We start from the raw sequence: 25,960 nt of genomic DNA, 5'->3' as shown, positions 1-25,960 counted from the left end.
CAAAGGCGCGGGTGGGGAGGCTGTGGCTCGCCGGACAGATCGGCCCGTCCTGATTGGCGCTCCCAGCCCATCCCCTCACCCACCGCGACGCGCGGAACAATTCTTGCGACGATGATCCGAGCAAAGCAGTCCCCTTCCAACCTTGTCCTGAGCGATTGGAGCTTTCATGCAAACGGGTCAACAGACAGGTCATCTCAAAGCCACGCTGAACGCCTGGCACCTGTGGGGACTGGCCGTCGGGCTGGTCATCTCCGGCGAGTATTTCGGCTGGAGCTACGGCTGGGCCAGCGCCGGCACCCTCGGGTTCCTGGTCACCGCCACCGTCGTCGCGGCGATGTACACCACCTTCATCTTCAGCTTCACCGAACTCACCACCGCGATCCCGAATGCCGGCGGCCCGTTCGCCTACGCGAGCCGCGCCTTCGGCCCGGTCGGCGGCCTGATCGCCGGCTTCGCCACCTTGATCGAGTTCGTGTTCGCGCCGCCCGCCATCGCGATGGCCATCGGCGCCTACCTGCAGGTGCAGTTCCCGGCCGCCAGCCCGAAGCTGATGGCCTGCGGGACCTACGTCGTCTTCATGGCGCTCAACATCGTCGGCGTGCGCACCGCCGCCACCTTCGAGCTGATCGTCACCGTGCTCGCGATCTTCGAGCTGCTCGTCTTCATGGGCGTCGTCGCCCCGGGCTTCTCGGTGGCCAACTTCGCCGCCCACGGCTGGGCCGGGCAGGACAGCTTCAGCCCGCTCGCGCTGTCGGGCATGTTCGCGGCCATCCCGTTCGCGATCTGGTTCTTCCTCGCGATCGAAGGCGTCGCGATGGCCGCCGAAGAAGCGAAGGACCCGCGACGCACCATCCCGGTCGCCTACATCGCCGGCATCGTCACGCTGGTCCTGCTGGCGATCGGCGTGATGGTGTTCGCCGGCGGCGTCGGCGACTGGCGCAAGCTCTCCAACATCAACGACCCGCTGCCCCAGGCGATGAAGACCGTCGTCGGCGAGAACAGCGGCTGGCTGCACATGCTGGTGTGGATCGGGCTGTTCGGGCTGGTGGCCTCGTTCCACGGCATCATCCTCGGCTACTCGCGCCAGATGTTCGCGCTGGCCCGCGCCGGCTTCCTGCCGGCCTGGCTCGCCGCCATCCACCCGCGCTTCGGCACGCCGCACCGCGCGGTGCTGGCCGGCGGCGTGATCGGCATCGCGGCGATCTTCAGCGACGAGCTGTTCTCGTTCGGCGGCCAGACGCTCACCGCCAACATCGTCACGATGTCGGTGTTCGGCGCGATCGTGATGTACATCATGTCGATGCTCAGCCTGTTTGCGCTGCGCAAGAAGGAGCCCGGCCTCGCACGGCCGTTCCCCGCCATCGGCTACCCGGTGTTTCCGGCCATCGCGCTGGTGCTCGCGCTGCTGTGCCTGGTGGCGATGGTCTGGTACAACCTGTTGCTGTCGCTGATCTTCGCCGGGCTGATGGCCGCTGCCACCGTGCTCTTCCTGGTCAGCGGGCGCGAGCGGCGGGCCGCTGCTCGTGCCACCGCCCTCGCCACCGAGCACGCCGCGCACCCCTGAGGCTCCATGCGCTACCGCCACACCATCGGCTCGCAGACCTGGCAGTTCGCCGACCTGAAGGCGGTGATGGCGCGCGCGACGCCGGCGCGCTCCGGCGACCAGCTCGCCGGCATCGCGGCCGGCAGCGCCGCCGAGCGCATGGCCGCGCGCATGTGCCTGGCCGACCTGCCGCTGCAGCACTTCCTCGACGAGGCGCTGGTGCCCTACGAAGACGACGAAATCACGCGGCTGATCGTGGACACGCACGACCGCGCGGCCTTCGCGCCGCTGTCGCACCTGACGGTCGGCGGCTTCCGCGACTGGCTGCTCTGCGATGCGGCGGATGAAGCCACGCTGGCGCGCGTGCGCCCCGGCATCACGCCCGAGATCGCGGCGGCCGTCAGCAAGCTGATGCGCCACCAGGACCTGATCCTCGTCGCGCGCAAGTGCCGCGTCGTCACCCGGTTTCGCAACACCATCGGGCTGCCCGGGCGGCTCTCGGTGCGGCTGCAGCCGAACCACCCGACCGACAGCCCGCGCGGCATCGCGGTGTCGATGCTCGACGGCCTGCTCTACGGCGCCGGCGATGCGGTGATCGGCATCAACCCGGTCAGCGACAGCATGCCGGCGCTGGTCGACCTGCTGCACCTGCTCGACGAGCTGATCCGCCGCTTCGAGATCCCGACCCAGTCCTGCGTGCTGACCCACGTCACCAACACCGTGCAGGCGATCGAGGCCGGCGCGCCGGTCGACCTGGTGTTCCAGTCCGTCGCCGGTACGCAGAAGGCGAACGCGAGCTTCGGCATCGACCTGGCCTTGCTGCGCGAGGCGCAGGCCGCCGCGCTGTCGCTGAAGCGCGCGACGGTCGGCGACTCCGCCACCGCCAACGTGATGTATTTCGAGACCGGCCAGGGCTCGGCGCTGTCGGCCGACGCGCACCACGGCGTCGACCAGCAGACCTGCGAGGCCCGCGCCTACGCGGTCGCGCGGGCGTTCTCGCCGCTGCTGACCAACACGGTGGTCGGCTTCATCGGCCCGGAGTACCTGTACGACGGCAAGCAGATCATCCGCGCCGGGCTGGAGGACCACTTCTGCGGCAAGCTGATGGGCCTGCCGCTCGGCTGCGACGTCTGCTACACCAACCATGCCGAAGCCGATCCGGACGACATGGACACGCTGATGACGCTGCTCGGCGCGGCCGGGCTGAGCTTCATCATGGGCGTGCCGGGCGCCGACGACATCATGCTCAACTACCAGAGCACCTCGTTCCACGACGCGCTGTACCTGCGCGAGCTGCTCGGCCTGCAGCGCGCGCCGGAGTTCGAGGCCTGGCTGCACAAGATGCGCATCACCGACGAGGCCGGCCGCGTGCTGCCGATCGCGGCCGGCCACAGCCTGATCGAGCGCATGGACCTGCCGAGGCTCGCGGCATGACCGAAGACCCGATCACCCGCGATCCGTGGGACGGGCTGCGCCGGCACACCGCGGCGCGGGTGGCGCTCGGCCGCGCCGGGGTCAGCCTGCCGACCGGCGAGCTGCTGCGCTTCGGCGTGGCCCATGCGCAGGCGCGCGATGCGGTGCACCTGCCGCTCGATGCCGACGCGCTGTGCGCGACGCTGCAGCAGGCCGGCTGGCCGGCGCTGCAGGTGCACAGCGCGGCACCCGATCGCGCGACCTACCTGCTGCGGCCCGACCTCGGCCGCCGGCTCGACGAAGCCTCGATGGCGCGGCTGGCCGACCAGCCGGGCGGCTTCGACGTGCAACTGGTGGTCGGCGACGGCCTGTCGTCGCTGGCGGTGAGCCGCCATGCGGCGCCGCTGATCGCCGAGGTCCGCGCGCAGGCGCCACCCGCCTGGACCTTCGGCCCGGTCGTCGTCGCGCGGCAGGCCCGGGTCGCGCTCGGCGACCCGGTCGGCGAGCTGCTGAAGGCGCGGCTGGTCGTGATGCTGATCGGCGAGCGCCCGGGGCTCAGTTCGCCGGACAGCCTCGGCGCCTACCTGACCTGGGCGCCGCGGCGCGGGCGCAGCGACGCCGAGCGCAACTGCATCTCGAACGTGCGGCCCGAAGGCATGCCGTATGCGCAGGCCGCGCGCAAGCTGGTGTGGCTGGCCGGCGAATCGCTGCGCCTGCAGCTGAGCGGCGTGGGCCTGAAGGACCGCAGCGACGTGGCCGAGCTGCCGCCGGCGTGACGGACGAAGCCGCAGACCGACCGGCCCTAACATCGCGGTCATGCAAAACACCCCGCTGATCCACTGGCATTCGATGTTCATGGGCGTCGCGCTGCTCGCGGCGGCCCGCTCCAAGGACGGCCGCAAGCGCAACGGCGCCTGCATCGCGAGCGCCGACAACAAGATCCTGGGCGTCGGCTACAACGGCCTGCCGCGCGGCTGCGACGACGACGATCCGTCGTACTGGAGCGACATCGACGACGATCCGGTGCAGTCGCGCCACAGCTACATCGTGCATGCCGAGGTGAACGCGATCCTGAACTGCGTCGTGCTGCCGCTCACCGCCAGCACGATCTACACCACCCAGTTCCCGTGCCCGCGCTGCGTGCAGTCGATCATCCAGGTCGGCATCAAGCGGGTGGTGTTCCTCGAGAAGAAATCCCACCAGGTCGCGCTGAACCAGGCATCCGACAAGATGCTGGCCGACGCCGGCATCGACGTGCTGTCGCTGGAGCAACTCGAAGCGCCCGCGGCCGAGTGGTGCGACAAGCTCGACGACTTCATCCGCGACACCGGGCCGGTGGTGCATGGCGCGGTGGCTGCCGGCGAACCGCCGCCGCCGGCATCTCCGCCGCCGAAGTAGCCCCGCCGCGCCTGCCATATCGCCGGATTGCCGGCCGCGCCTGCTGGCTATCGTGTGCAGCACGGCGCAGGTCTCGCGCCGCGATGCATGGAGGTCTCATGCCGGCCCTGACAGATTCGTTCTCTCCGTCGCAGTTCTCCCCGTCGCAGCTGCCGCCGGCGCCTGACGCCCTGCGCCAGCGGCCGCTGATTGCCGACCTGCTCGCGCTGTCGGGCTTTCGCACGCTGATGGCCCGCGAGGGAACCCCGGTCAACATCGCCCGCATGATGTTCGACCGGCCCTACGCCTACGAGCGCATCGCGGTGGCCCATGGCAGCGCCGATGCGGCGCTGCAGCGCGCCGCACTGCAGCTGTTCGGCCTGTACCTCGCGAGCGACCCCGACATCCATTGAGCCCGCCGCGGGCCTTCTCGTTACCATGGCCCCTCCAGCCACCAGCCGGGGGAACAGGATGAAGTGGGAAGGCAATCGCGAGAGCGACAACGTCGAAGACGCCCGCAGCGGCGGTGGTGGCGGCGGCGGTTTCGGCGGTCGCAGCATCGGCATCGGCTCGGTGGCGATCGCGCTGGTCGCCGGCTGGGTCTTCGGCGTCAACCCGCTGACGGTGCTGAGCCTGCTGAGCGGCGGCGGTGGCGGGGCGGTGCCCACGCAGCAGCAGGCGCCCGCCGGCAAGCCGCCGGCCGACGACAAGATGGCCCGCTTCGTCTCGGTCGTGCTGGCCGACACCGAAGACGTCTGGCGCGCCAAGTTCCAGCAGATGCGCAGCACCTACCGCGAGCCGAAGCTGCGGCTGTTCCGCGGCAGCGAGCCGACCGCCTGCGGCCGCGGCCAGGCCGCGATGGGGCCGTTCTACTGCCCCGGCGACCAGAAGGTCTACATCGACCTGAGCTTCTACGAGACGATGCGCACGCGGCTCGGCGCGCCCGGCGATTTCGCGCAGGCGTATGTGATCGCGCACGAGGTCGGCCACCATGTGCAGAACCTGATGGGCATCAGCGGCAAGGTCGACGCGATGCGCGGGCGCGTCAGCGAGGCGCAGCAGAACGCGCTGAGCGTGCGGCTGGAGCTGCAGGCCGACTGCTTCGCCGGCATCTGGGCCCACGACGCGCAGAACGCGCGCCAGATCCTGGAGCAGGGCGACGTCGAAGAGGCGCTGAACGCCGCGACCCAGATCGGCGACGACACGCTGCAGCGCAAGTCGCAGGGCACGGTGGTGCCGGAAACCTTCACGCACGGCACCAGCGCGCAACGCGTCAGCTGGTTCAAGCGCGGCTTCCAGACCGGCAGCGTCGAGCAGTGCAACACCTTCGAGGCGCGGCAGCTTTGAGAAGCTGAGCGGAATACACCCGTTCGGGCTGAGCTTGTCGAAGCCCCGGCGATTGCGAGCAGGTCCTTCGACAGGCTCAGGACGACCGGGGGTGGTTGCCCGCCTCGAACGCCAGTTCGCAGGCCTCGCCGATCGCCAGCAGCTCGCCTTCGGCCTGCCATGCCGCCAGCTCGGCGGCATCGGGGTGCCGGGCCAGCAGCTCGGCCAGCCGCAACCGGTCGTTCTCCTCGTTCGGTTGCCGCACCAGCCGGCCGCGTTCGCGGTAGTTGCGAACCGACGCGCCGGCCAGCCGCGCCGCCGCATCGGGCCGACCCGACAGCGCATGCAGCCGGCCGAACAGGTCGAGCATCGACCACATGCAGCTGTCTTCCGGCAGGCGCCGCAACCGCCGCGCGCACTCGCCGACCACCGCCCGCGCGCGCACCGCATCGCCGTGGTCGAGCAGCGCGCCGACCAGGTTCGCGAACAGCGTGAATTCGTTGGCCGACGCCCGCCCCGGCGGCAGCCGCGGCAGCAGCGCCTCGCCGCGCCGGATCGCATCGGCGGTGCGGCCGGTGTGGCGGTCGATGTCGACCAGGTTCGCGCCGGTGCGCAACGTGCCTTCGAGGTAGCCGTCGCGCTCGCACAGCGCCACCAGCGACAGCAGCGTCTCGCGCGCCCGCTCGGCGTCGCCGCCGGTGAAGTCGAGCACCGCCTCGGTGGTGCGGCCGTGCGTCAGCACCGGCGCCGGCCAGCGCGGGTCCTCGATCGCCTTCGCGCGCGCCAGCGCCCGCCGCGCCTCGGGGTGGTCGATGCGCCAGTTCAGCGCGAACTCGGCCCAGGCCAGGTACTCGCCGCGCGCGTCTTCCAGCTCGGCATAGCGCTGCGCCGCCAGCTCGGCGGCGGCGCGGCAGCGCAGCGGGTATTCGGTGCTGTGCGCGCGGGCCACGGCCTCCCAGAAGCGCGCGAGCACCCGCTTCGGCAAGCCATCGGACAGCCGGCCGACCAGCGCCTCGCCGCGCTCGCGGGCCTCGGCCTGCAGCAGCAGCGCGCCCCACAGCGGCGACGACGACCCGTACAGCGCGACCGCGGTGTCCGGGTCGTTCGCAGTGGCTTCGTCGAGCGCGGCGCGCAGGTCGTCGAGCTCGGGCGCCCAGCGCTCGCGCCACGCCCCCGGCGCGCCCTGCGGGTTCGACCGCCAGTGGTCTTCATACGCCTCGTCGAACACCGCGCGCATGCCGCGCGCGAACGCGGCCCGCACCGCCGCCGCTTCGCCCGAGGCCTGCAGCTTGTCGAGCGCATGCAGCCGGACGCTCTCCGGCAGCCGGTAGCGCGGCGCGCTGGCGCGGTCGACGCTCAGCAGCGAGCGGTCGGCCAGGTCGAGCAAGGTCTCGATGACGCGCGGCGCCGGCAGGCGCTCGTCGGCCAGGCACAGCGCGGCGCGGTCGAGCTCGAACGCGCCGGGAAACACGCCGAGCCGGCGGAACACCTGCTGCTCGGTCGGCGAGAGCAGCCCGTGGCTCCAGTCGAGCGCCGCGGCGAGCGCGTTCTGCCGCGACGCCGGCACCTGCGGCAGCGGCGCCAGCAGCCCCAGGCGCTGCTGCAGCCGCTCGGCGAGCGCGTCCAGCCCGAGCGCCGGCAGCCGCGCCGCCGCCAGTTCGATCGCGAGCGCATTGCCGTCGAGGCGGCGGCAGATGTCGATGGCCGCATCGATGCTGCGGGCATCGCGCGGCAGCGGGCTGCCGGCCCCGGCCGCGCGTTCGGCCAGCAACTGCAGCGCGCCGCAGCGCTCGGCCTCGTCGATCGACGCGCCCGGCGCCGGCAGCCCGAGCGGCCCGAGGCGCAGCAGCCGCTGCGCCGGGTCGCGCAGCGGCACCTGGCTGGTCACCAGCACCGACACCCGCGGCGTCGCCTGCACCAATGCCGCGGCCAGCCGGGCCACCTCGGGCGCCAGGTGGTCGGCGTTGTCGAGCACCAGCAGCAGCGCGCGCGGCTTCAGGCGCCGCGCCAGCGCGGCCAGCGTGTCTTCGCCGGCCACCGGCTTCAGGCCCATCGCGCCGGCGATGGTCGGCGCGATCTGCGCGCCGTCGGTCAGCGGTGCCAGGTCGATCCACCAGGTGCCGTCGCGGTACCGGTCGCGCCGCCGGGCGGCGGCGGCCATCGCGAGCTGCGTCTTGCCGACGCCGGGACCGCCGCACACCGTCACCAGCGGGTGGGCGTCGAGCAGCGCGGTCAGCTCGGCCAGTTCGTGTGCGCGGCCGATCAGCGCCGGCGTGCGGGCCGGCAGGTTGCCGGGGAGGTCGTCGGACAGGGTGTCGCGGGCCGGCTCGGCGGGCTGCGCATCGCCGCGCGAGACCTCGAGCGCGAAGCGGTAGCCGCAGCCGGCGATGGTCGAGATCGCCGGCGCGCCGAGCAGCTTGCGCAGCTGCGCGACGTGGACCGCGATGTTGTTCTCCTCGACCACCAGGCCGGCCCAGACGCGCTGCATCAGCTCGTCTTTCGAGACCAGCTGCCCGGCGCGCTCGACCAGCGCGAGCAGCACGCCGAATGCGCGGGCGGTGAGCGTCAGCGGCTGGCCGTGGCGCAGCAGCAGGCGCTGCCCGGGCTGCAGTTCGAAATCGCCGAAACGGTACAGGGTGGGCATGGCGGTTCGCTCCTCGGGTGGCAGCGCATCCACGGTCGAATTCATGCGGAATTCAGACGCGCTTGATGACCGGGCGGGCCCCGTGCAGGAGCATCGGGCACCTCAACCCCCACAGGAGTGCGACATGCCCAAGTTCGTGATCGAGAGAGACATCCCCGGCGCCGGCCAGCTTACACCGCAAGACCTGAAGGCCATCTCCCGAAAGTCGTGCGGCGTGCTCAACAGCATGGGCCCGGCGATCCAGTGGGTGCACAGCTACGTGACCGACGACCGCGTCTATTGCATCTACCAGGCGCCCGACGCGGCCACGGTGCGACGGCATGCAGAACTGGGTGGCTTCCCGGCCAACCGGGTCTCGCAGGTGCGCTCGGTGATCGAGCCCGCGACAGCGGAGTGAGCCCCGTGTGAGCCGCCGGCGCGGCACCGTTCTTGCGTGACCGCGCCGATGGACATCGACTTCCGCGAGCTCGGCGCCTACGAGCGCTACAAGCTGATGGCCAGCCTGATCGTGCCGCGGCCGATCGCGCTGGTCACCTCGCTCGGTGCCGACGGCGTCGTCAACGCCGCGCCGTTCAGCATGTTCAACATGCTCGGCGAAGACCCGCCGCTGGTGTTCATCAGCGTCAACCGGCTGCACGACGGCCGGCTGAAGGACACCGCCGCCAACATCCTGCGCAGCGGCGAGTTCGTCGTGCACCTGACCGACGAGGCGATGAGCGCGCAGATGCACGCCTGCGGCACCGCGCTGCCGGCGCACCTGGGCGAGCTCGACCACGCCGGGCTCACCGCCGTGCCGTCGCGCTGCGTCGCGCCGCCGCGCATCGCGCAGGCGCCGGTGGCGTTCGAATGCGTGCTGCACGAGACGCTCGAGACCGACAGCCGCTACGTCTTCCTCGGCCGCATCCTGTGGCTCGCGGTGCGCGACGGGCTGGTCGACGCCGAGCGCTGGCGCGTGCGCCTGCAGGACTACCACCCGGTGGGCCGCTTCGGCGCGAGCTTCTACGTGACGACGAACGAGCGCTTCGCGATCGATGCGCAGCGCTCGAATGCGATCGACGAGCTGTGAGGTGTCGCGTCATGCGGGCGGCGTCGCCTTCAGCACCTCGACGACGAATTCGATGAAGGCCCGCACCTTGGCCGGCGGCCACTGGCGCGACGGGTAGAGCGCATACAGCGGGAAGCGCTCGTCGGGCCAGTCGGGGAACAGGTCGACCAGTTGCCCGCGGTCGAGCCGGTCCTGGATGCCGATCGCCTTGATCTGCGCGATGCCGGTGCCGGCCAGGCAGCTTTCGAGCAGCGTGCCGGGGTCGGTCAGCATCAGGCGGCCGGCGGTCGGCACCTTCAGGCGCTTGCGGCCGCGCAGGAACTCCCAGGCGAACGGCTGGCCGGTCGCCATGTCGCGCACCTGGATGCAGGCGTGCCGGGCCAGCTCGGCGGGCGCGGCCGGGCGGCCGTGCTGCTTCAGGTAAGCCGGCGACGCGACGGTGACGATGCGGCTCTCCAGCAGCTTGCGCGCCACCAGCGACGAACTCGGCGGTTCGCCGAAGCGCACTGCGAGGTCGAAGCCCTCGCCGACCAGGTCGCCGAGCTGCTCGCGGGCGATCAGCTCGAGCGTCAGGTCGGGATGCAGCGCGAGGAAACGCGGCAGGTGCGGCGCCAGCAGCAGCCGCGACGTGAACGCATCGGTGTTGACGCGCAGCCGGCCCTGCACGGCGCCCGACGAACGGGTGGCATGCGTCACCGCGTCTTCGATGCCGATCACCAGCGGGTTGATGTCGGCATAGAGCCGGCGGCCTTCGTCGGTCAGGTTCAGCGAGCGCGTCGTGCGGTCGAGCAGGCGCACGCCGATGCGCGCCTCGAGCCGCGCAACGGCCCGGCTGACGCCGGACGGCGTGATGCCCAGCGCGTCGGCCGCGCGCACGAAGCTGCCGCCTTCGATCACCGCGGCGAGCACGCCGACGTTGGAGAGCAATCGGCCATCGAGGGTCATCGTCGTTTCGATTCGTGATTCGGTGTCAGCAATGATATGCCGCTGGAGATATTTACTCAAAGCCACCCGATTCCTACGATTCGATCCCTCGAAACGACGAAAGGACATCTTCATGCATGCCATCACCGGAATCACCGGCCAGGTCGGGGGCGCGGTTGCGCGCGAATTGCTGGCGCGCGGCGAACGGGTGCGCGCCGTCGTGCGCGACGCCGGCAAGGGGCGCGCGTGGGCGGCGCTCGGCTGCGAGCTCGCGCTGGCGTCGATGGACGATGCTGCCGCGCTGGCGCGTGCGTTCGACGGCGCGACGAGCGTGTTCGTGCTGCCGCCGCCGGTGTTCGATCCGGCGCCGGGCTTTCCCGAGGCGCGCGCGGCGGCCGCGGCACTCGACCACGCGCTGCGCACCGCGCGGCCGGCGCGGGTGGTCTGCCTGTCCACGATCGGCGCGCAGGCGGCGCAGGCCAACCTGCTGAGCCAGCACACGCTGATGGAAGAGGTGTGGTCGGCGCTGCCTCTGGACGTGACGATCCTGCGGCCGTCGTGGTTCATCGAGAACCTGCGCTGGGATGTCGATGCGGCGCGCAACCAGGGCGCCATCCCGGCTTTCCTGCAGCCGACGGACCGGCGGGTGCCGATGGTGGCCACGGCCGACATCGGGCGCGTCGCGGCGCAGTTGCTGATGGAAGCGGGGCAGGGGCGGCGCATCGTCGAACTCGACGGTCCGGCGCCGGTCAGCCCGGATGACATCGCGGCAGCCTTGTCGCAGGCACTCGGCCGGCCCGTGCGGGCCGAAGCGGTGCCGCGTGCGGGATGGGACGCGCTGTTTCGCAGCCAGGGCATGCGCCACCCCGAGCCGCGCATCCGGATGCTGGACGGCTTCAACGAGGGCTGGATCCGCTTCGAGGGCGGCGCGGCGACGCCGGTCCGCGGCACGACCCCGCTGGCCGACGTGGTCGAGCAGCTCGTGGGGCTGATGCCCCCGCGTTGACCGGCGCGACGCAGAATCGGTGCATGCGCATCGATCCCTGCACCCGGCGCGACTGGCTCGGCGGGCTGGCCGCCAGCGCGCTGCTCGGCGCGGCGCCGGCCCGTGCCGCTGCGGCGCTCGAGCGGCGCGTCGCGTCGAGCGGCGAGCTGTTGCCCGTCATCGGGCTGGGCAGCTGGATCACGTTCAACGTCGGCCGCGACCTCGCCGCGCGCGATGCCTGCACCGAGGTGGTCCGCGCGTTCTTCGCCGAAGGCGGCCGGCTGATCGATTCGTCGCCGATGTACGGCTCGTCGCAGCCGACCATCGGCCACGCGCTGGCGCAGCTCGGGCGGCCGGCGGCACTGTTCTCGGCCGAGAAGGTGTGGATCGGCGACGCGCAGCGCGGCGCGGCGCAGATCGAGGCCTCGCGCGCCCTCTGGGGCGTGCCGCGCTTCGACCTGATGCAGGTGCACAACCTGCTGTCGTGGCAGGAGCACCTGCCGCGGCTGTTCGACATGAAAAAGGCAGGGCAGCTGCGCTATGTCGGCATCACCACCTCCGAAGGCCGGCGCCACGCCGAGCTGGAGCAGGTGATGCGCACGCAGCCGATCGATTTCGTGCAGCTCACCTGCAACCTGGTCGACCGCGAGGCGGAGCAGCGCCTGCTGCCGCTGGCACAGCAGCGCGGCATCGCGGTGCTGGTGAACCGGCCGCTGCGCGGCGGTGCGCTGATCGATGTGCTGGCGCGCCGGCGCCTGCCGGGCTGGGCGGCCGAGATCGACTGCACGACCTGGGCGCAGGTCGCGCTGAAGTTCGTCGTCTCGCACCCGGCGGTGACCTGCGCGATCCCGGCCACCAGCCAGGTGGCGCACCTGCGCGAGAACATGGCGGCGGCGCGCGGGCGCCTGCCCGATGCGGCGTTGCGCGAACGGATGGCGCGCGAGGTCGGCGCGCTGTGAGCGAGTGGTGGACCTACCGGCCGTCGAGCTTCCTGATGTTCTCGCCGCGCCTCTACGGGCGGCTGTTCGAATCGCTGAACGACGCGTGGTGGCCGATGCCGTGGGCCGTGATGGCGGTGGCCTTGGCCTGGTCGGCCTGGCTGGCGTGGCGCCCACGCGGCGGGCGCGACGAACGCATGCTGCGCGGGGCGCTCGCCTTCGTCGCGCTGTGCTGGGGGTTCACCGCCTGGGCCTTCCTGCTCGAACGCTTCGCGCCGATCTTCTGGCCGGCCACCTACGCCGTGGCGGCGTTCGGGCTGCAGGCGGTCGGGTTGCTGCTGGTGGCGCTGCGCGGCGGGGTCGCCCTGTCGACGCGGCGCTGGCGGGTGGGATCCGGGATGGTGCTGGCGGCGTGGGCGGTGCTCGGTCATCCGTGGATCGCGTCGGTGCTCGGGCGCCCGTGGCGGCAGGCCGAGTTCGTCGGCCTCGCACCCGACCCGACGGTGCTGGCGACGCTGGCGCTGCTGCTGCTCGCCGAGCCGTCGACCGCGGCGGCGCGCCGCGGGCTGCGCCTGCTGTGGGTCGTGCCGCTCGCGTGGTGCGCGGTCAGCGTCGCGCTGCACGCGACGATGGCGGCGTCGCGCCATGCCGCGGCGTCAGTCGAGCGGCTCGGTGTGCAGGCGCATCACCAGGTTCCATGCGCGCCCGGACCCGGGTAGCGCGGCGACGCGGCCCTGCTCGTCGAGCTCGACCGTGCTGCGCGACACCGCTTGCTGCACGTTGCCGCCGATCGCTTCGAGCCGGTGCGCGGCGAAGTCGACGCGCACGACGAGGTCGCAGTGCATCGGCGTCGGCGTCTCGCCGGCGGTGATGCGGTCGATCTCGGCCGGCGCGATGCGGGCACCTTCGCGCAGTGCGCAGACCAGGTCGCCGGGCAGCGCGACCGCGGGCGTCGGGACGACGTCATGCGCTGACGTCAGGTGGTCGCGCGCCGCGACGATGTAGTCCGCATGCGACTTGCCGAAGCGGAACTCCGACTCACCGAAACCGGCGCGCCGCAGCACCGCGCTGATGAAGGCCGCCGACCAGGCCGGTGTCCAGTGCGGCGGGCCCCATTCGGGCGGCCAGCGCGCCTCGCACTGGTCGGTCAGCGGGCAGGTGTGGCGCTCGATGCCGCCGGCGCCGCCGGGCCCGAGCGAGGCCCAGTAGCCGTTGACGACCGGGCACAGCGCCGCCGTCATCTCGCGGCCGCAGCCGTCGTCGACCTCGGCGCACTCGCCGGAGGCCAGCAGCGCGCACTGCGCGCCATCGGCCGTCGTGCCGACCCGCGGCGAGCCCCAGCGCTGCCACTCGGCCTCGGCGATCTGCAGCATCCGTGCGATGCGTTCCGGCCCGACGGTCGTGGGCACGACCGGGCCGCGCGTGACGCAGCCGGCGACGAGCAGCGTGGCCAGCAGCAAGCGCGCGGCGCGGAACAGGTGCGTGTCGCGAAGGGGGCGCATCGGGAGGATTGTCGGCGCAGGCGACCTGCCGTCGCGGCTACAGTCGCCCACCCTCGTTCAACCAGGTCCGGAGACCGCCATGGGCATGATTTCCTTCGATGCGGGTTCGCATCGCTTCCACCTGAGGGCCGCGGCGATCGTCGTCCGTGGCGACGACGTGCTGCTGCACCGGGCAGAAGGCGACGATTTCTGGGCCCTGCCCGGCGGGCGGGTGGAGTCGGGCGAAGAAGCAGCCATCGCCGTCGCGCGTGAACTGCACGAAGAGCTCGGCCTCGTCATCGAAGCCGGTCCGCTCGTGCTGCTGGTCGAGAACTTCTTCGTCTACGGTGGCGAACGGCAGCATGAAGTCGGCCTGTACTTCATGGCCGAGCCGCAGGCCGGAAGCCCGGTGCTCGCCGGCCCCGGCCCTTACAGGGGCGTCGAAGGCACGCGCGAACTCGTGTTTGCATGGTTTGCGCGTTCGGCCTTGGGCGAAGTCGACCTGCGGCCCTGTTTCCTGGTCGATGCGTTGGGAGCGCAGGAACTGTCCTTCCGGCACGTCGTGCAGCGCGACCAGCGTGCAGGCTGATGCCCGCTGCGGTTGCCGGTCGGACGGGACGCAGTACGTCGGCGCAGCAGGACTGATCGAACGGGGCTCAGGTCGATTGCAGCGACACGGCGCGGGTCGGGAACGCCTTCAACAGCTTCTTGTCCATGGTCACGAGGCGTGTGTCGAGCTTGGTCGCCAGCGCGATGAACTCGCAATCGTACGCAGAGCAGTCGCTGTCGCGCACAAGTTCCATCACGGCTTGGGAGTCGACTTCGAACTCGGATCCCGCAAGCAGATCTTCAGCCTCGCGTTGAAGGCCGCACGCCTGCTGGAAGCTGAGCGTCTTTCTGCGCAGGCAGCCCGCCAGGATGTTGCGGAATTCGCTGCGCCAAAGCAGCGGTGCCGCCCAATCGCCGTCTCGCTCGAGCAGGGCCTCAGCAGCGTCGGTGTGGTCGCCAGGCAGATACAGGTACGCCACGACATTCGAGTCGACCACGATCATGAACGACCCTCACGCTTCATCGCGTCGATGTCCCGAGCTCGGAACTTCTGTGTTGACAGAGCGTCCCGGAGCGACCGAGCTCGGGCCAGGCGCTCGGCCGTGGACGGCTTGTTGTGCAACAGCGCGGCTTCCAGGTGAACGATCGCCTCGCTGTTCATGCTTCGCCGATTGGCCTGGGCTGACAGTTTCAACCGCTCGTAGACGTCGTCGGGAATGTTCTTCAAGGTCAATGTCGTGGGCATCGAGGATCTCCACCAGAGTGGAACCATTATGGTTTCTTGCTGTGGGGCTGGTCAACCCGCATCGAATCGCGTCGACCGTGGCATCCCGCTACAGTCGCCGAACCCCCAGGAGATCCCGATGCCCATCGAAAACTGGCTTGCCTTCGTCGCCGCGTCCGCGGTGCTGCTGGTCATCCCCGGCCCGACCATCCTGACCGTCGTCAGCTACTCGATGGCGCATGGCCGGCGCGCCAACGTGCCGCTGATCGCGGCCGTCGCGCTGGGCGATTCGACCGCGCTGGTCGTCTCGCTGCTCGGCCTCGGCGCGCTGCTGGCGGCGTCGGCCTTCTGGTTCACGGTGGTCAAGTTCGCCGGCGGGCTGTACCTGCTGGTCCTCGGCATCAAGCTGCTGCGCGCCGGCATCTCGCCGGCACCGGCCGCCGCGGCGCCGGCGCCCGGCTCGTATTGGAAGCTGTTCGCCAACACCTACCTCGTGACGGCGCTGAACCCGAAGGGCATCGTGTTCTTCGTCGCCTTCCTGCCGCAGTTCATCCGCCCGGGTGTCGACGCCGCGCAGCAGCTGTGGATCCTCGCCGTCACCTTCGTTGCGATGGCCACGCTGAACTCGACGCTCTACGCGGTGTTCGCCGCGTCGGCCCGCCAGGCGCTCGCATCGCCGCGGGCGCAGCGGCGCTTCAACCTCGCTGGCGGGTCGCTGCTGTCGGCGGCCGGGGTGTGGGCGCTGCTCGCCAGGCGGCCGGTCTAGGCGGCAGGCCTCGACCGGATCAAAACCAGGGCAGCCAGAACCTTCGAACCGGCAGCCCGACTTCCTCGGGCGCGCCGGCTCTCACTGCGCGACCGTTTCGCCGAGGTGCCTGCCCGCCCGCGGCGGTCGCCATGGTTGACACCCCGACCGCTCCGCAAACCGACAGATTTCCCAGAAGACCTCCCGACGGTCGGGCAGCAGTCTTTGCGAGCGAGCGATCGATTCCAGGCATGCGAATCGAAGTTGCAGTTCTTCAGTACGAAGCAAATGGCAGATCTCGCGGGAGCACATGTGCGCCAGTTGGGTCGAATCTCGCTCGATCGGGCCCTCGAATTCGTAGAGAACGATCAGGGGCATGTCATGCCAGGTCAGGCAACACGAGATGACCATCGGCGGCGTGGTCGGCGTGACGCGCAGGCCGAGCGAGTCGGGCTTGAGCACCATGGTCTTGAGCTCGCCGCTCAGGTGGCCCGCCTCGAAAAGGCCTCGGTTTTCAACACTCGAAAGCGTGGGCTCGCCATGTCCCAGGAGCACTCGCAATGAGGTGCTGTCGTGGCCCTGGACGTAGATGGTGATGGCCCGGGCCAGAAGCGTGGGGCGCACCCGCTGCAAGTAGTTGAGCGTGGCCTCGGCCCGGTTCTCGGCACGCGCCTGGATCCGATCCGAATCGGCAAACAGGCGCGCCACGCGCTCCAGCGGACTGGGGTCGGACTCGTCGCCGAGCAGGGGAGGGAGCGTGTCCCGGAAACTGGGAGGGTGCTCGTTGCCGACCGGACGAATGCTGAACTTCATTCTGGGTCTCCCGCCAATCCCGCCGCGTGGCCGAATCAAACACCTGCAAGCCAGCCCGAGCCTGCCCCCTGGATTGTCCGCGTGCCGGAATCGTTGTGGGAGCGCTCGGTATCCGCAACATTGGGGACGCCGAGCCAAGTCGACGCGCCCGGCCGGACGCTCACGTTGCCAACCGTTTCTTGCACGCTGTTACCCGCATCCGATCGTCCGACCGGTCAAATGCGAGCGCTTTCACGATCGCGCAGTCCGTGGAGCCCAGGAGTCGTTCGCATCTCCTCTTCAACACCGGAAAGACAACCATGTTCCACAAGACAAGACGTTGGGTGGCTTGCATCGCAAGCCTGTTGATACCGCTGGCCGGCTACTGCGCCGCGCCGGCTCCCGCCGCCACCGTGATGAGCGCGGCTGCCGTCTCGGCGGCCGCCTGCACCTCGGTGACCTGGCAATACGGCGTGTACTACCGCCTCGGCGACGTGGTCCGCTACCCGAACAACGGCAACTACTACAAGCTGGTCAACGTCGGCGGCAACGGCAGCGATGCCACCGACCCGACGATCAGCACCTGGTACTGGCAGCAGACCACCTGCGACAGCGGGGGCGGTGGCGGCGGTGGCGGCGGCGGCGGTGCGGGCGCGACGGTGACCTGGCAGGCCGGCGTGTTCTACCGCCTCGGCGACGTGGTCCGCTACCCCAACAACGGCAGCTGCTACAAGCTGGTGAACGTCGGCGGCAACGGCAGCGACGGCACCGACCCGACGATCAGCACCTGGTACTGGCAGCCGACCGCGTGCGGCAGCACGGGCGGCGGTGGTGGTGGCGGAGGCGGCGGCGGTGGTGGCACCGGCTGCACCGCGGTCGACTGGCAGGCAGGCGTGTACTACCGCCAGGGCGACGTCGTGCGCTACCCGGGCAACGGCAGCTACTACAAGCTGGTGAACGTCGGCGGCAACGGCAGCGACGGCACCGACCCGACGATCAGCACCTGGTACTGGCAACCGACCACCTGCGGCGGCTCCGGTGGTGGTGGCGGCGGAGGCGGCGGTGGCGGATCGGGCGGCTCGTTCATCGTCAGCGAGGCGCAGTTCAACCAGATGTTCCCGAGCCGCAACGGCCTGTACACCTACGCCGGCCTCGTCAACGCGATGAGCGGCTGGCCGGCCTTCGCGACGACCGGCAGCGACACCATCAAGCGCCAGGAGGCGGCGGCCTTCCTCGCCAACGTGGCGCACGAGTCGGACAGCCTGCGTGCCACGCGCGAGTACAACCAGGCGAACTGGCCGCTGTACTGCGACTGGAACAGCGGTTGCGCCCCCGGCCAGCAGTACTACGGCCGCGGCCCGATCCAGCTGAGCTGGAACTACAACTACCGCGCAGCCGGCCAGGCCATCGGCGTCGACCTGTGGAGCAACCCGGACCTGGTGGCCACCGATTCGACGATCGCGTGGAAGACCGCCATCTGGTACTGGATGACGGGCACCGGCGCCGCCGGCGTGACGCCGCACAACGCGATGGTCAATTCGTGGGGCTTCGGCGTCACGATCAACGCCATCAACGGTTCGCTGGAATGCGGTGGCCGCCGTCCTGACGCGGTGCAGACGCGGATCAACTTCTACCGCAGCTTCACCGGCATCATCGGCGTCGACCCGGGTGGGAACCTGGGCTGCTGATCGCGAGACATCGCCACAGCAAGTGAACGGCCGGCGCGTGAGCGCCGGCCGTTTTCACATCACGCCAGCTTGAACGGCAGCTCGCGGATCGGCTTGCCGGTCAGCGAGGCCACCGCGTTCGCGAACGCCGGTGCGAGCGGCGGCAGGCCGGGCTCGCCCATGCCGGTCGGCGCATCGCCGCTCGGCACCGTGTGCACCTCGATCTGCGGCATGTCGGTGATGCGCGGCACCACGAAATCGCCGAAGTTGCTCTGCTCGACCACGCCGTCCTTCAGCGTGATCGCCGCCCCCGGCAGGCACATCGACAGGCCCATCAGCGCGCCGCCCTGCACCTGGGCCTCCAGCGTCTTCGGGTTGATCACGAGGTTGCAGTGCACGCCGGCCGTCGCGCGGTGCAGCGTCGGCGTGCCGTCCTTCACCGATGCCTCGACGACGTAGGCCACCACCGAATTGAACGACTCGTGCACCGCCACGCCCCAGGCACGGCCCGGCGCGAGCGTCTTCTTGCCGTAGCCCGAGCGGTCGACCGCCAGCTGCAGCGCCGCCTTGTGGCGCGGGTGCTCGTCGCCCATCAGCTTCATGCGATAGGCCACCGGATCCTGCTTCGTGGTGCGTGCGATCTCGTCGACCAGCGTCTCCATCGCGAACGCGGTGTGGGTCGAGCCCACGCTGCGCCACCACAGGATCGGCACGTTCTGCTTCGGGTGGTGCACCGTCAGGCGCATCGGCACCGCATACGGCTCCTTCATGCCCTCGACCGCGGTGCCGTCGATGCCGTCCTTCATCATCATCGGCTCGAACGGCGTGCCGGCCATGATCGACTGGCCGACGATCACGTGGTCCCACGCGAGCACGTTGCCCTGCGCATCGAAGCCGATCTTCGCGGTGTGCAGGTGCATCGGCCGGTAGTAGCCGCCCTTCACGTCGTCCTCGCGGCTCCACAGCGTGCGGATCGGCGCGGCGATGCCCGCTGCCTGCGCCGCCTTCACCACGTTGCAGGCCTCGACCACGTAGTCGCTGCTCGGGATCGCGCGGCGACCGAAGCCGCCGCCGGCCATCTGCACGTGGACCTGCACGTTCTGCGGCGGCACGCCCAGCACCTTCGAGGCCGCGAGGCCGTCGAAGCCCGGCATCTGCGAGCCCATCCACAGTTCGACCTTGCCGTCGGCCGCACGCACGGTGCAGTTCAGCGGCTCCATCGGCGCATGCGCGAGGTAGGGGAACACGTACTCGGCGCTGATCTTGTGCGGCGCGCCGTCGAACTTCGAGACATCGGCGTCGTACTTGCGCGCACCCGGCTTGCCTGCCAGCTCGCGGTACTGCACCAGCTGCGCCGCGGTGTCGACCTTCTCGACGCCGCTCGCATCCCATTCGAGCTTCAGCGCATCGCGGCCCTGCTTGGCGGCCCAGTAGCCGTCGGCCACCACCGCCACGCCTTCGCCGCCGCGGTCCACCGGGATCCGCAGCACGGCCTTCACGCCCTTGACGGCCTTCGCCGCACTGTCGTCCACCGCCTTCAGCTTCGCCGCGAACACCGGCGGGTGCGCGACCACCGCCGTCAGCATGCCGGGCAGGCGAACGTCGATGCCGTAGCCCTGCTTGCCGCTGGACTTGGCCTTGGCGTCGAGGCGGCCGGTGGCCTTGCCGATCAGCTTGAAGTTCTTCGGGTCCTTCAGCGTGACGGTCTCGGGCACCGGCAGCTTCATCGCGTCGTCGGCGAGTTCGCCGTAGCCGAGCTTCTTGCCGCCCGGGCCGATCACCACGCCGTTCTGCGTGCGCAGGCTGGCTGCATCGACCTTCCAGCGCGCCGCGGCGGCGCCCACCAGCATCGCGCGGGTGCGCGCGCCGAGCTCGCGGTACTGCGTGTACGAATGCGCGATCGAGCCGGAGCCGCCGGTGATGTGGATGCCGAACACCGGGTCGATGTAGGCCGGGTCGCTGCTGCCGTGCACGCTCTTGACCTTGGACCAGTCGGCGTCGAGTTCCTCGGCCAGGATCATCGGCAGCGCAGTCTGCACGCCCTGGCCGAAGTCGAGCCGGTTGATCGTGATGGTGGTCGTGCCGTCCTTGTCGATGTGCACGAAGGCCGACGGCTGCTGCGTCGGCTTCAGGCCTGTTTCAGATCTGGACCCCGGCTTGGCGGCGTCCTGCGCCATCGCGCCGAGCGGGAACGCGCCGAGCGCGAAGCCGCTGGCGGCGGTCAGCTTCAGGAAGTTGCGGCGCGGCAGGCCTTCCGCGGCGGCCGGGCCTTGCTGCGCGTCGAGCATCGCGCGCAGGTGCTTCGGCAACTCGAGGGTGGTGGGTTCGAAATGCATGGTGGGTTCCTTCAGGCCAGCGACTTGGCGGCGTCGGCGACGGCGGCGCGGATGCGCGCATAGGTGCCACAGCGGCAGATGTTGCCGGCCATGGCCGAATCGATCTCGGCTTCGGTCGGCACCGTGCCGCGCGGCACCGTCTTCAGGAAGGCGGTGGCCGACATGATCTGTCCGCTCTGGCAGTAGCCGCACTGCGCGACGTCGTGCTTGACCCACGCGTCATGGACGGCCTTGCCGACCTTGTCGGCGCCAGCGGTCACCGCTTCGATGGTGGTGATCTTCTGGCCGGCGGCGGCAGAGATCGGCGTCACGCACGAGCGGATCGCCTGGCCGTTCAGGTGCACGGTGCAGGCGCCGCACAGCGCCTGGCCGCAGCCGAACTTGGTGCCGGTCATGCCGAGCGTGTCGCGCAGGGCCCAGAGGATGGGGGTGGACGGGTCGGCATCGACCTGGCGGCTTTGGCCGTTGATGTTGAGCGTGCTCATGGCTGGCGGGCTCCCGGGTGGGGTGGTGGGACTTCTTGGGTGAACGAAAATTCGGCTAAACGATAGCCCCTGGGCAGGGCCTTCGTCAAGCGGGCGGAGTGTCTGGCGAATCGGATAGCCGAGCGGGAGTGAAGGGTTATCCGACCCGGATCGCCGGTGTGCGGGGCTCAGCGCTTGATGCCGTCCCAGCACAGCCCGAAGGCCGTCGTGCGGGTGGCGTCGTCGTTCGGCAGCGTGCCGGCGCGCATCAGGTTGGCCGTTTCGCGCACCGAGCCGAGGAAGCTGCCGATCAGCATCGGCGTCGGCACGTCCTTCAGCACCTGCTGCGACTTCGCGGTGTCGAACACCGCCATCCAGCCCTGGCTCAGCCGGGCCGACAGGCTGCGGCTCGCGTCGCTGAACCACGGCGAGTTGTAGTACTGCTCGATGAAGACCATCTGCGGGTAGTGCGTCAGCCGGCGGTCCAGCCAGTTGCGCCACAGGTGCTCGAAGCGGCTGCGCAGCGGCGCGGCCGGATCGTCGCCGAGCAGCAGGCTGGCCGTCGTCTCGGTCTTGGCCTGCTCGTAGAGCGCGACCATCAGGTCTTCCTTCGACGCGAAGTAGACGTACAGCGTGCCGGTGGCGATGCCGGCCTCGCGCGCGATCGCCGCCATCGTCAGGCCGCTCAGGCCGGTCTGCTCGACCAGCGTGAAAGTGGCCTGCGCGATGGCCCGCAGCTTGTCGTCGTCCTTGAGCTTCACGGCGGCATGATAGCCGAGCGAATATTCATTTAATACGCTCGTAGCGCGCCAGCGGCACCGACCCGGGATCCTGCAGCGTCGCGTCGAAGATGCCTTCGAGCTGGTAGCCGAAGAATTCCGACAGCGCCGCCTCGCCCAGCTCGAGCGGGTGGAACGGGAACGGATAGGGCGGCTCCACCGCGTGTGCGCCGTTCCAGAACGGCAGCTCGAAGTCCATCGGCGGCCCGATGTTCTCGACGATGCCGTTGTCCGGTGCCAGGCTCAGCGAACGCGCCAGCGTTCCTGCCCGCCAGACGGCGAACGCGAACCAGTCGACGGCGCTGTGCATCGCATGGAGGACCACGGTTCGCGGCCCGGCCACCTGCAGGAAATGCTGCGGCAGCTGGCTCGGGCGATCGATCGCGAAATCGCTCGCGGCCACGATCGCGACACCGGGAAAGCATCCGATGTGCAGGTGCTCGTCAGGCGGGTGGGCGGCGGTGAGATCGGCGTCGGGAAGCGCCAGCCGCGCCTCGTGCGGAAACAGCTCGGCGGCCAGCCGCGCGGTGGCGTCGCGGTCGAGCGTCGGGCGGGTGCCCAGCGCCTTGCTCGCATCGGTGTCCAGGATGGCCAGCATCCAGGTCTTCGCTCCCATGGTGTTCCTCGCTCCCGGGTCTCTGCGCAAGCGGCGATTCTGCCGCGGGCCGTGCGAGACTGCCGGCCGGACACGACAGGGAGACGACAAGATGATGCTCAGCACCTTGCTGCTCGGGCTGGCGGTGCTCGCGGTCTGGGTGCCCGGGCTGCGCACGCGGTGGGGCCGGCTTGCGGCTTGGCCGCTGCTGCTGGCCGGCGCGCTGCTGTCGGCCGCCGTCCAGCACCTGGTCGATGCGCGTGCCCTGGCGGCAGTGGCCGTGGTGCTGGCGCTGGCGATCGTCTCGGTGCGGGCCGCGCATGCCGGTCTGCGGGCCGCCGCGAAGCTCGGCGCGGTGCTGCTGTGCTTCGCGCTCGGCCTGTCGAAGCTGCCCGGTTTCGTGCCGTTCGTGTTCGTCGGCGACACGGTGGTCAGCGCCGACGCACCGCCGATGCGGCTGGCGCTGCGCTTCGATGCCGGTATCGCGGGCCTGGTGCTGCTGGCCTTCTACGGCCGGCGCATCGGCCGCTGGGCCGACTGCAGGGCGCTGGCGCGGCCGGTGTTCGTCATTGCTTCGGCGACGACCGTCGCGGTGATCGGCCTGGGCCTTGCGATCGGCCATGTGGCGTTCGATCCGAAGTGGCCGTGGTTCGCGGCCGGTCACCTGCTGCGGATCCTGCTGTGGACCTGCGTGCTCGAGGAGATGTTCTTCCGCGGCGTGATCCAGCACAGCCTGGCGAACTGGCCGCCGGTGCGCGAGCGGCCGGCGCTGAAATGGCTGCCGCTGATCGTCGCGAGCCTGCTGTTCGGCGCGGCCCATGCCGGCGGCGGGGCGGCGCTGGTCGGGCTGGCGACGGTCGCCGGCCTCGGCTATGGCGCCGCGTGGCAGGCCACGCAGCGCATCGAGGCGGCCATCGCGGTGCACTTCGCGGTCAACGCGGTGCACTTCGTCGGGTTCAGCTACCCCTACCTGCTGCCCCGCTGATCAGCGGAACGCCACCCCGCCGAGCGTGGCGCCCGCCGACGTGACGGTGCTGGCCACCGCGCTGTTGCCGCGGATCGCGCTGGCGTTCTCGAACACGTACACGGTCGCGAGGACGCTCGCGTACAGGCGGTCGTTCGCCGGGTCGACCGTCACGTACTGGATGTCGTTCAGCGGCAGCGTCGCGACGATCGCCGCGTTGGCGGTGCTGGCCTGCGCGACGACGCGCAGCGTGTTGTCGATCGAGTTCGCGAGGTACAGCACGTCGCGCTGCGCGTCGATCGCCGCCGAGGTGCCGCCGACCGGCAGCCCCGGCAGCGTCGCGATCTGCGCGCCGGTAGCGAGGTCGAGCCGCGCCGTGCCGGCGTAGACGATGCCGCGCGTGAAGTCGAAGGCCGGTTGCAGCAGCCCGCCGCTGAACACCTGGTTGCGGTCCGGCGCCGGTGTGCCGGTCAGCGTCGCGGCATTCTTGTAGGCCAGCAGCGTGCTGTCGCCCTGGCGGGTCGCGGCGATGTACAGCGTGCCGCTCGCGCGGTCGAGCGTCAGCCAGTTCGCGCGGACCACGTCGGCCGGCAGCTTGAACGAGCGGCCGAGCGCGGCGCCCGCCGAGCCCTTGCTGGCCGACCCGTAGACCGACACGCTGACCTGCAGCGGCGAGCCGGCGGCGGTCGCGCCGTACAGCTCGTCACGCACCGGGTCGTACTGCAGGTTGTCGCTGGCGAACGCGTTGAATGCGAAGGTGTCGATCGCGGCGCCGTTGACCGGCGCCAAGGTCATCAGGGCGCCCACGATGTTGTGCGCCTTGTCGGGCACGAACAGCAGCTTCGGGCTGTTGTTGCCGGACGAATGGCCGGCTTCGTCGCCATCGCCGCCGCAGGCGGACAGGCTGATCAGCAGCACGGCCAGCGCGCTGGCGAGAAAGGGACGTCGTGTCATGGGGGAGGGAATGAGAGGAAGGGGAAAGGATGGGGCGGCTCGACGGCGCCGGCCGCTCAGGCGTGCGTCGATTCCGCCGATTTGACGCGGTACATCGACGCATCGCTGCGGTGCAGCGCCGACTCGATCGTATCGCCTTCGCGCGCTTCGCCGAGCCCGATGCTCACCGACAGCCGCAGGCCCGGCGCGATCGACTCCCAGTCGAAGCCCGAGACCGCCGCGCGGATGCGCTCGCACACCGGCCGCGCCTCGTCTTCGGTGGTGTCGGGGAACAGGATCACGAATTCGTCGCCGGCCCAGCGCGCCGGCAGGTCGCCGTCGCGCACCTGCGAGGCCATCAGCGCGGCGATGGTCTTCAGCACGCGGTCGCCGATGCTGTGCGTGAAGCGGTCGTTGACCGACTTGAACTTGTCGACGTCGACCATCGCGACCGTCAACGGGCGCTGCTCGGCCTGCAGGGTCTGCAGCCGACCGGCCAGCTGCTGCTCGACATGGCGGCGGTTCGCGAGGCCGGTCAGCGCGTCTTCGAGCGACCAGCGTTCGAACTGCTTCGACACCACCAGCGCCTGCTGCAGGTGGCGTTCGCTCTGGCGCGCGCCGAGCTGCCAGGCCACCATCGATTCGCGGCTGCTCATGCCTTCGGTGACCACGCGCTGCTCGCGGCGGCGCAACGCCCGGTGCTCGCGCTGCGCCAGCACGTGCTTGCCCTGCAGCTCGAAGACCTGCGCGAGCACCAGGTGCGCGCGGCACGCGAGCTGTTCGTGCTCGACGGCCAGCGCCATCTCGCGCATCTCGATCAGCTCGCGCTCGGCCGTCTCCCAGTCGCGCTGCGCCATCGCCAGCTCGGCGGCGCACCAGCGCACGAACGAGTCGAGCCAGGTCATCGTGCCGGTCAGCGAGCGGGCGGCCGCGTCGATCGCGAGCCGGGCGGCGGCCAAGTCGCCCTGCCAGGTCGCCAGCACGCCCGACGAGGCGAGCGAGATCGTCTTCGCCATCGTCTGCAGCCCCGGCAGCACCGCAAGGCCGTTGCCGGCGAGTTCGAGCTCGCGGCATTCGCGCATCAGGCTCTCGAGGCGCGCGAGGCTGGCGATGCGGCCGCTCTGGTAGCGCTCGTCGAGCAGGCGCGAGGCCTCGATCCACACCTGGTTCAGGCGCGGCTGGTAGATGCTGACCGGCGGCACGCAGCGGCGCGCGGCCTGGATCGCGAGTTCGAGCGAGGCATCGCCGCGGTCGTGGTCGCCGCTCCACGAGCAGGCGAGGCCGAGGCAGTTGTGCGCGAGCACCGTCTGCGCCTGCAGCGGCAGCTTGTCGCACAGCCGTACGCACAGCAGCGCCGCCTCGACGGCCTCGGCATTGCGGCCGAGCAGCATGCAGACGTGGGCGAGGGTGGTCAGCGCGTTGGCTTCGCCCTGCGTGTCGCGCAGCTGCTCGAAGATCTGCGCGGCACGGCGACTGGTTTCGGCGGCGCGCCGCAGGCGGGAGGTGACGCGGTCGCAGTGCGCGAGGCACGACAGCGCGCGGGCCTCGACGTGCAGGTCCACGCCCTGCGCGTTCTTCAGCACCGCCTGCACGATGTTGCGGGCCGCCTGCACGTGGCCGTCGTCCAGCGCGGCATAGGCGGCAGCCAGGGCTTCGTCGGGCGATGACAAAGGCAAGGGTCGGGTGGACGCGTCGGCTGCCATGCGCTGGATCGGTGGCGGGTTCGGAGGGATCGT

Annotated in this window: 27 protein-coding genes; 15 read left to right on the top strand and 12 right to left on the bottom strand. The window is 70.7% G+C overall.

Going from position 1 to position 25,960, the window contains the following annotated elements:
• Window positions 1–166 precede the first annotated feature (166 nt).
• From eat to ypfJ, 6 genes are all read left to right on the top strand, one after another.
• Window positions 167–1,564: an ethanolamine permease gene (gene eat, locus FHT26_RS24865; RefSeq protein WP_168562778.1), complete on the top strand. Its 1,398-nt coding sequence runs from the start codon at window positions 167–169 to the stop codon at window positions 1,562–1,564.
• Between the two features lie 6 nt (window positions 1,565–1,570).
• Window positions 1,571–2,977, top strand: coding sequence for an ethanolamine ammonia-lyase subunit EutB (locus FHT26_RS24860; RefSeq protein WP_168562777.1), 1,407 nt, complete (start codon window positions 1,571–1,573; stop codon window positions 2,975–2,977).
• Window positions 2,974–3,732, top strand: coding sequence for an ethanolamine ammonia-lyase subunit EutC (gene eutC / locus FHT26_RS24855; RefSeq protein ID WP_168562776.1), 759 nt, complete (start codon window positions 2,974–2,976; stop codon window positions 3,730–3,732). The genes FHT26_RS24860 and eutC overlap by 4 nt, the downstream gene beginning before the upstream one ends.
• Before the next feature lie 40 nt (window positions 3,733–3,772).
• Window positions 3,773–4,354 carry a deoxycytidylate deaminase gene (locus FHT26_RS24850; protein ID WP_168562775.1) on the top strand — a complete coding sequence of 194 codons (582 nt, stop codon included), beginning with the start codon at window positions 3,773–3,775 and terminating at the stop codon, window positions 4,352–4,354.
• A gap of 98 nt (window positions 4,355–4,452) precedes the next feature.
• Window positions 4,453–4,746, top strand: coding sequence for a hypothetical protein (locus tag FHT26_RS24845; protein ID WP_168562774.1), 294 nt, complete (start codon window positions 4,453–4,455; stop codon window positions 4,744–4,746).
• A 58-nt stretch (window positions 4,747–4,804) separates the two neighbouring features.
• Window positions 4,805–5,680 carry a KPN_02809 family neutral zinc metallopeptidase gene (gene ypfJ, locus FHT26_RS24840; protein ID WP_168562773.1) on the top strand — a complete coding sequence of 292 codons (876 nt, stop codon included), beginning with the start codon at window positions 4,805–4,807 and terminating at the stop codon, window positions 5,678–5,680.
• Between the two features lie 76 nt (window positions 5,681–5,756).
• Here the strand turns inward: ypfJ and FHT26_RS24835 are convergent, their stop codons facing one another.
• Entirely contained in the window at window positions 5,757–8,303 is a 2,547-nt protein-coding gene (locus tag FHT26_RS24835; RefSeq protein WP_168562772.1) for an ATP-binding protein, read from the bottom strand.
• Window positions 8,304–8,427: 124 nt separating this feature from the next.
• Here FHT26_RS24835 and FHT26_RS24830 point away from each other — a divergent pair, with 124 nt between their 5' ends.
• Entirely contained in the window at window positions 8,428–8,700 is a 273-nt protein-coding gene (locus FHT26_RS24830) for a DUF4242 domain-containing protein (RefSeq protein ID WP_168562771.1), read from the top strand.
• A gap of 48 nt (window positions 8,701–8,748) precedes the next feature.
• Window positions 8,749–9,369 carry a flavin reductase family protein gene (locus FHT26_RS24825; RefSeq protein WP_168562770.1) on the top strand — a complete coding sequence of 207 codons (621 nt, stop codon included), beginning with the start codon at window positions 8,749–8,751 and terminating at the stop codon, window positions 9,367–9,369.
• Window positions 9,370–9,378: 9 nt separating this feature from the next.
• Here FHT26_RS24825 and FHT26_RS24820 read toward each other — a convergent pair whose 3' ends face one another.
• A complete protein-coding gene (locus FHT26_RS24820; protein ID WP_168562769.1) occupies window positions 9,379–10,293 on the bottom strand; it encodes a LysR family transcriptional regulator in 915 nt (304 codons plus the stop codon).
• 112 nt (window positions 10,294–10,405) lie between these two features.
• Here FHT26_RS24820 and FHT26_RS24815 point away from each other — a divergent pair, with 112 nt between their 5' ends.
• Genes FHT26_RS24815 through FHT26_RS24805 form a run of 3 tightly spaced genes read left to right on the top strand, consistent with a single transcriptional unit; the run spans window position 10,406 to window position 12,914 of the window.
• The gene (locus FHT26_RS24815) at window positions 10,406–11,278 is read left to right on the top strand and encodes an NAD(P)H-binding protein (RefSeq protein ID WP_168562768.1); all 873 of its coding nucleotides are present in this window, start codon (window positions 10,406–10,408) and stop codon (window positions 11,276–11,278) included.
• Window positions 11,279–11,301: 23 nt separating this feature from the next.
• Entirely contained in the window at window positions 11,302–12,216 is a 915-nt protein-coding gene (locus FHT26_RS24810) for an aldo/keto reductase (RefSeq protein ID WP_168562767.1), read from the top strand.
• Window positions 12,213–12,914, top strand: a complete 702-nt coding sequence (locus FHT26_RS24805; RefSeq protein ID WP_168562766.1) for a hypothetical protein — start codon at window positions 12,213–12,215, stop codon at window positions 12,912–12,914. Before FHT26_RS24810 ends, FHT26_RS24805 begins: the two co-directional genes overlap by 4 nt.
• Here FHT26_RS24805 and FHT26_RS24800 read toward each other — a convergent pair.
• The gene (locus tag FHT26_RS24800; protein ID WP_168562765.1) at window positions 12,852–13,697 is read right to left on the bottom strand and encodes a DUF2272 domain-containing protein; all 846 of its coding nucleotides are present in this window, start codon (window positions 13,695–13,697) and stop codon (window positions 12,852–12,854) included. The two genes, FHT26_RS24805 and FHT26_RS24800, sit on opposite strands and share 63 nt — an antisense overlap.
• A 79-nt stretch (window positions 13,698–13,776) precedes the next feature.
• On the opposite strand from FHT26_RS24800, the gene FHT26_RS24795 reads away from it, so the two are divergent.
• Complete coding sequence (locus tag FHT26_RS24795) at window positions 13,777–14,265, top strand: NUDIX hydrolase (RefSeq protein WP_246868094.1); 489 nt, start codon at window positions 13,777–13,779, stop codon at window positions 14,263–14,265.
• 67 nt (window positions 14,266–14,332) lie between these two features.
• Here the strand turns inward: FHT26_RS24795 and FHT26_RS24790 are convergent, their stop codons facing one another.
• Window positions 14,333–14,728 (bottom strand): type II toxin-antitoxin system VapC family toxin, encoded by a 396-nt coding sequence (locus tag FHT26_RS24790; protein WP_168562764.1) that lies wholly within the window; start codon window positions 14,726–14,728, stop codon window positions 14,333–14,335.
• Window positions 14,725–14,970, bottom strand: a complete 246-nt coding sequence (locus FHT26_RS24785) for a FitA-like ribbon-helix-helix domain-containing protein (protein WP_168562763.1) — start codon at window positions 14,968–14,970, stop codon at window positions 14,725–14,727. Before FHT26_RS24785 ends, FHT26_RS24790 begins: the two co-directional genes overlap by 4 nt.
• 118 nt (window positions 14,971–15,088) lie before the next feature.
• Between FHT26_RS24785 and FHT26_RS24780 the strand changes: the two genes are divergently transcribed.
• Window positions 15,089–15,715, top strand: coding sequence for a LysE family translocator (locus FHT26_RS24780; RefSeq protein WP_168562762.1), 627 nt, complete (start codon window positions 15,089–15,091; stop codon window positions 15,713–15,715).
• Window positions 15,716–15,796: 81 nt separating this feature from the next.
• Here FHT26_RS24780 and FHT26_RS24775 read toward each other — a convergent pair whose 3' ends face one another.
• Window positions 15,797–16,507: a hypothetical protein gene (locus FHT26_RS24775; protein ID WP_168562761.1), complete on the bottom strand. Its 711-nt coding sequence runs from the start codon at window positions 16,505–16,507 to the stop codon at window positions 15,797–15,799.
• 323 nt (window positions 16,508–16,830) lie between these two features.
• Between FHT26_RS24775 and FHT26_RS30420 the strand changes: the two genes are divergently transcribed.
• Window positions 16,831–18,174 carry a glycoside hydrolase family 19 protein gene (locus tag FHT26_RS30420; protein ID WP_349238218.1) on the top strand — a complete coding sequence of 448 codons (1,344 nt, stop codon included), beginning with the start codon at window positions 16,831–16,833 and terminating at the stop codon, window positions 18,172–18,174.
• Window positions 18,175–18,233: 59 nt separating this feature from the next.
• Here the strand turns inward: FHT26_RS30420 and FHT26_RS24765 are convergent, their stop codons facing one another.
• The 4 genes from FHT26_RS24765 to FHT26_RS24750 all read right to left on the bottom strand — a co-directional run bounded on the left by FHT26_RS24765 (window position 18,234) and on the right by FHT26_RS24750 (window position 22,348).
• Window positions 18,234–20,489 carry a xanthine dehydrogenase family protein molybdopterin-binding subunit gene (locus FHT26_RS24765; RefSeq protein ID WP_168562760.1) on the bottom strand — a complete coding sequence of 752 codons (2,256 nt, stop codon included), beginning with the start codon at window positions 20,487–20,489 and terminating at the stop codon, window positions 18,234–18,236.
• 11 nt (window positions 20,490–20,500) lie between these two features.
• Window positions 20,501–20,974, bottom strand: coding sequence for a (2Fe-2S)-binding protein (locus FHT26_RS24760; protein WP_168562759.1), 474 nt, complete (start codon window positions 20,972–20,974; stop codon window positions 20,501–20,503).
• A 167-nt stretch (window positions 20,975–21,141) separates the two neighbouring features.
• A complete protein-coding gene (locus tag FHT26_RS24755) occupies window positions 21,142–21,714 on the bottom strand; it encodes a TetR family transcriptional regulator (protein ID WP_168562758.1) in 573 nt (190 codons plus the stop codon).
• Between the two features lie 25 nt (window positions 21,715–21,739).
• The gene (locus tag FHT26_RS24750; RefSeq protein WP_168562757.1) at window positions 21,740–22,348 is read right to left on the bottom strand and encodes a DUF6928 family protein; all 609 of its coding nucleotides are present in this window, start codon (window positions 22,346–22,348) and stop codon (window positions 21,740–21,742) included.
• A gap of 91 nt (window positions 22,349–22,439) precedes the next feature.
• Here FHT26_RS24750 and FHT26_RS24745 point away from each other — a divergent pair, with 91 nt between their 5' ends.
• On the top strand, window positions 22,440–23,312 hold the full coding sequence (locus FHT26_RS24745) for a CPBP family intramembrane glutamic endopeptidase (protein WP_168562756.1): 873 nt from the start codon (window positions 22,440–22,442) through the stop codon (window positions 23,310–23,312).
• On the opposite strand, the gene FHT26_RS24740 is transcribed toward FHT26_RS24745, so the two are convergent.
• Window positions 23,313–24,245 (bottom strand): YncE family protein, encoded by a 933-nt coding sequence (locus FHT26_RS24740; protein ID WP_168562755.1) that lies wholly within the window; start codon window positions 24,243–24,245, stop codon window positions 23,313–23,315.
• Window positions 24,246–24,301: 56 nt separating this feature from the next.
• Entirely contained in the window at window positions 24,302–25,927 is a 1,626-nt protein-coding gene (locus FHT26_RS24735; RefSeq protein WP_168562754.1) for a GGDEF domain-containing protein, read from the bottom strand.
• Window positions 25,928–25,960: the final 33 nt, after the last annotated feature.

Source organism: Rhizobacter sp. SG703 (assembly GCF_012275445.1).
Taxonomy (GTDB): Bacteria; Pseudomonadota; Gammaproteobacteria; order Burkholderiales; family Burkholderiaceae_C; genus Rhizobacter.
The sequence above is the reverse complement of the archived record's forward strand: the minus strand, read 5'-3'. Positions and strand labels throughout refer to the sequence as shown.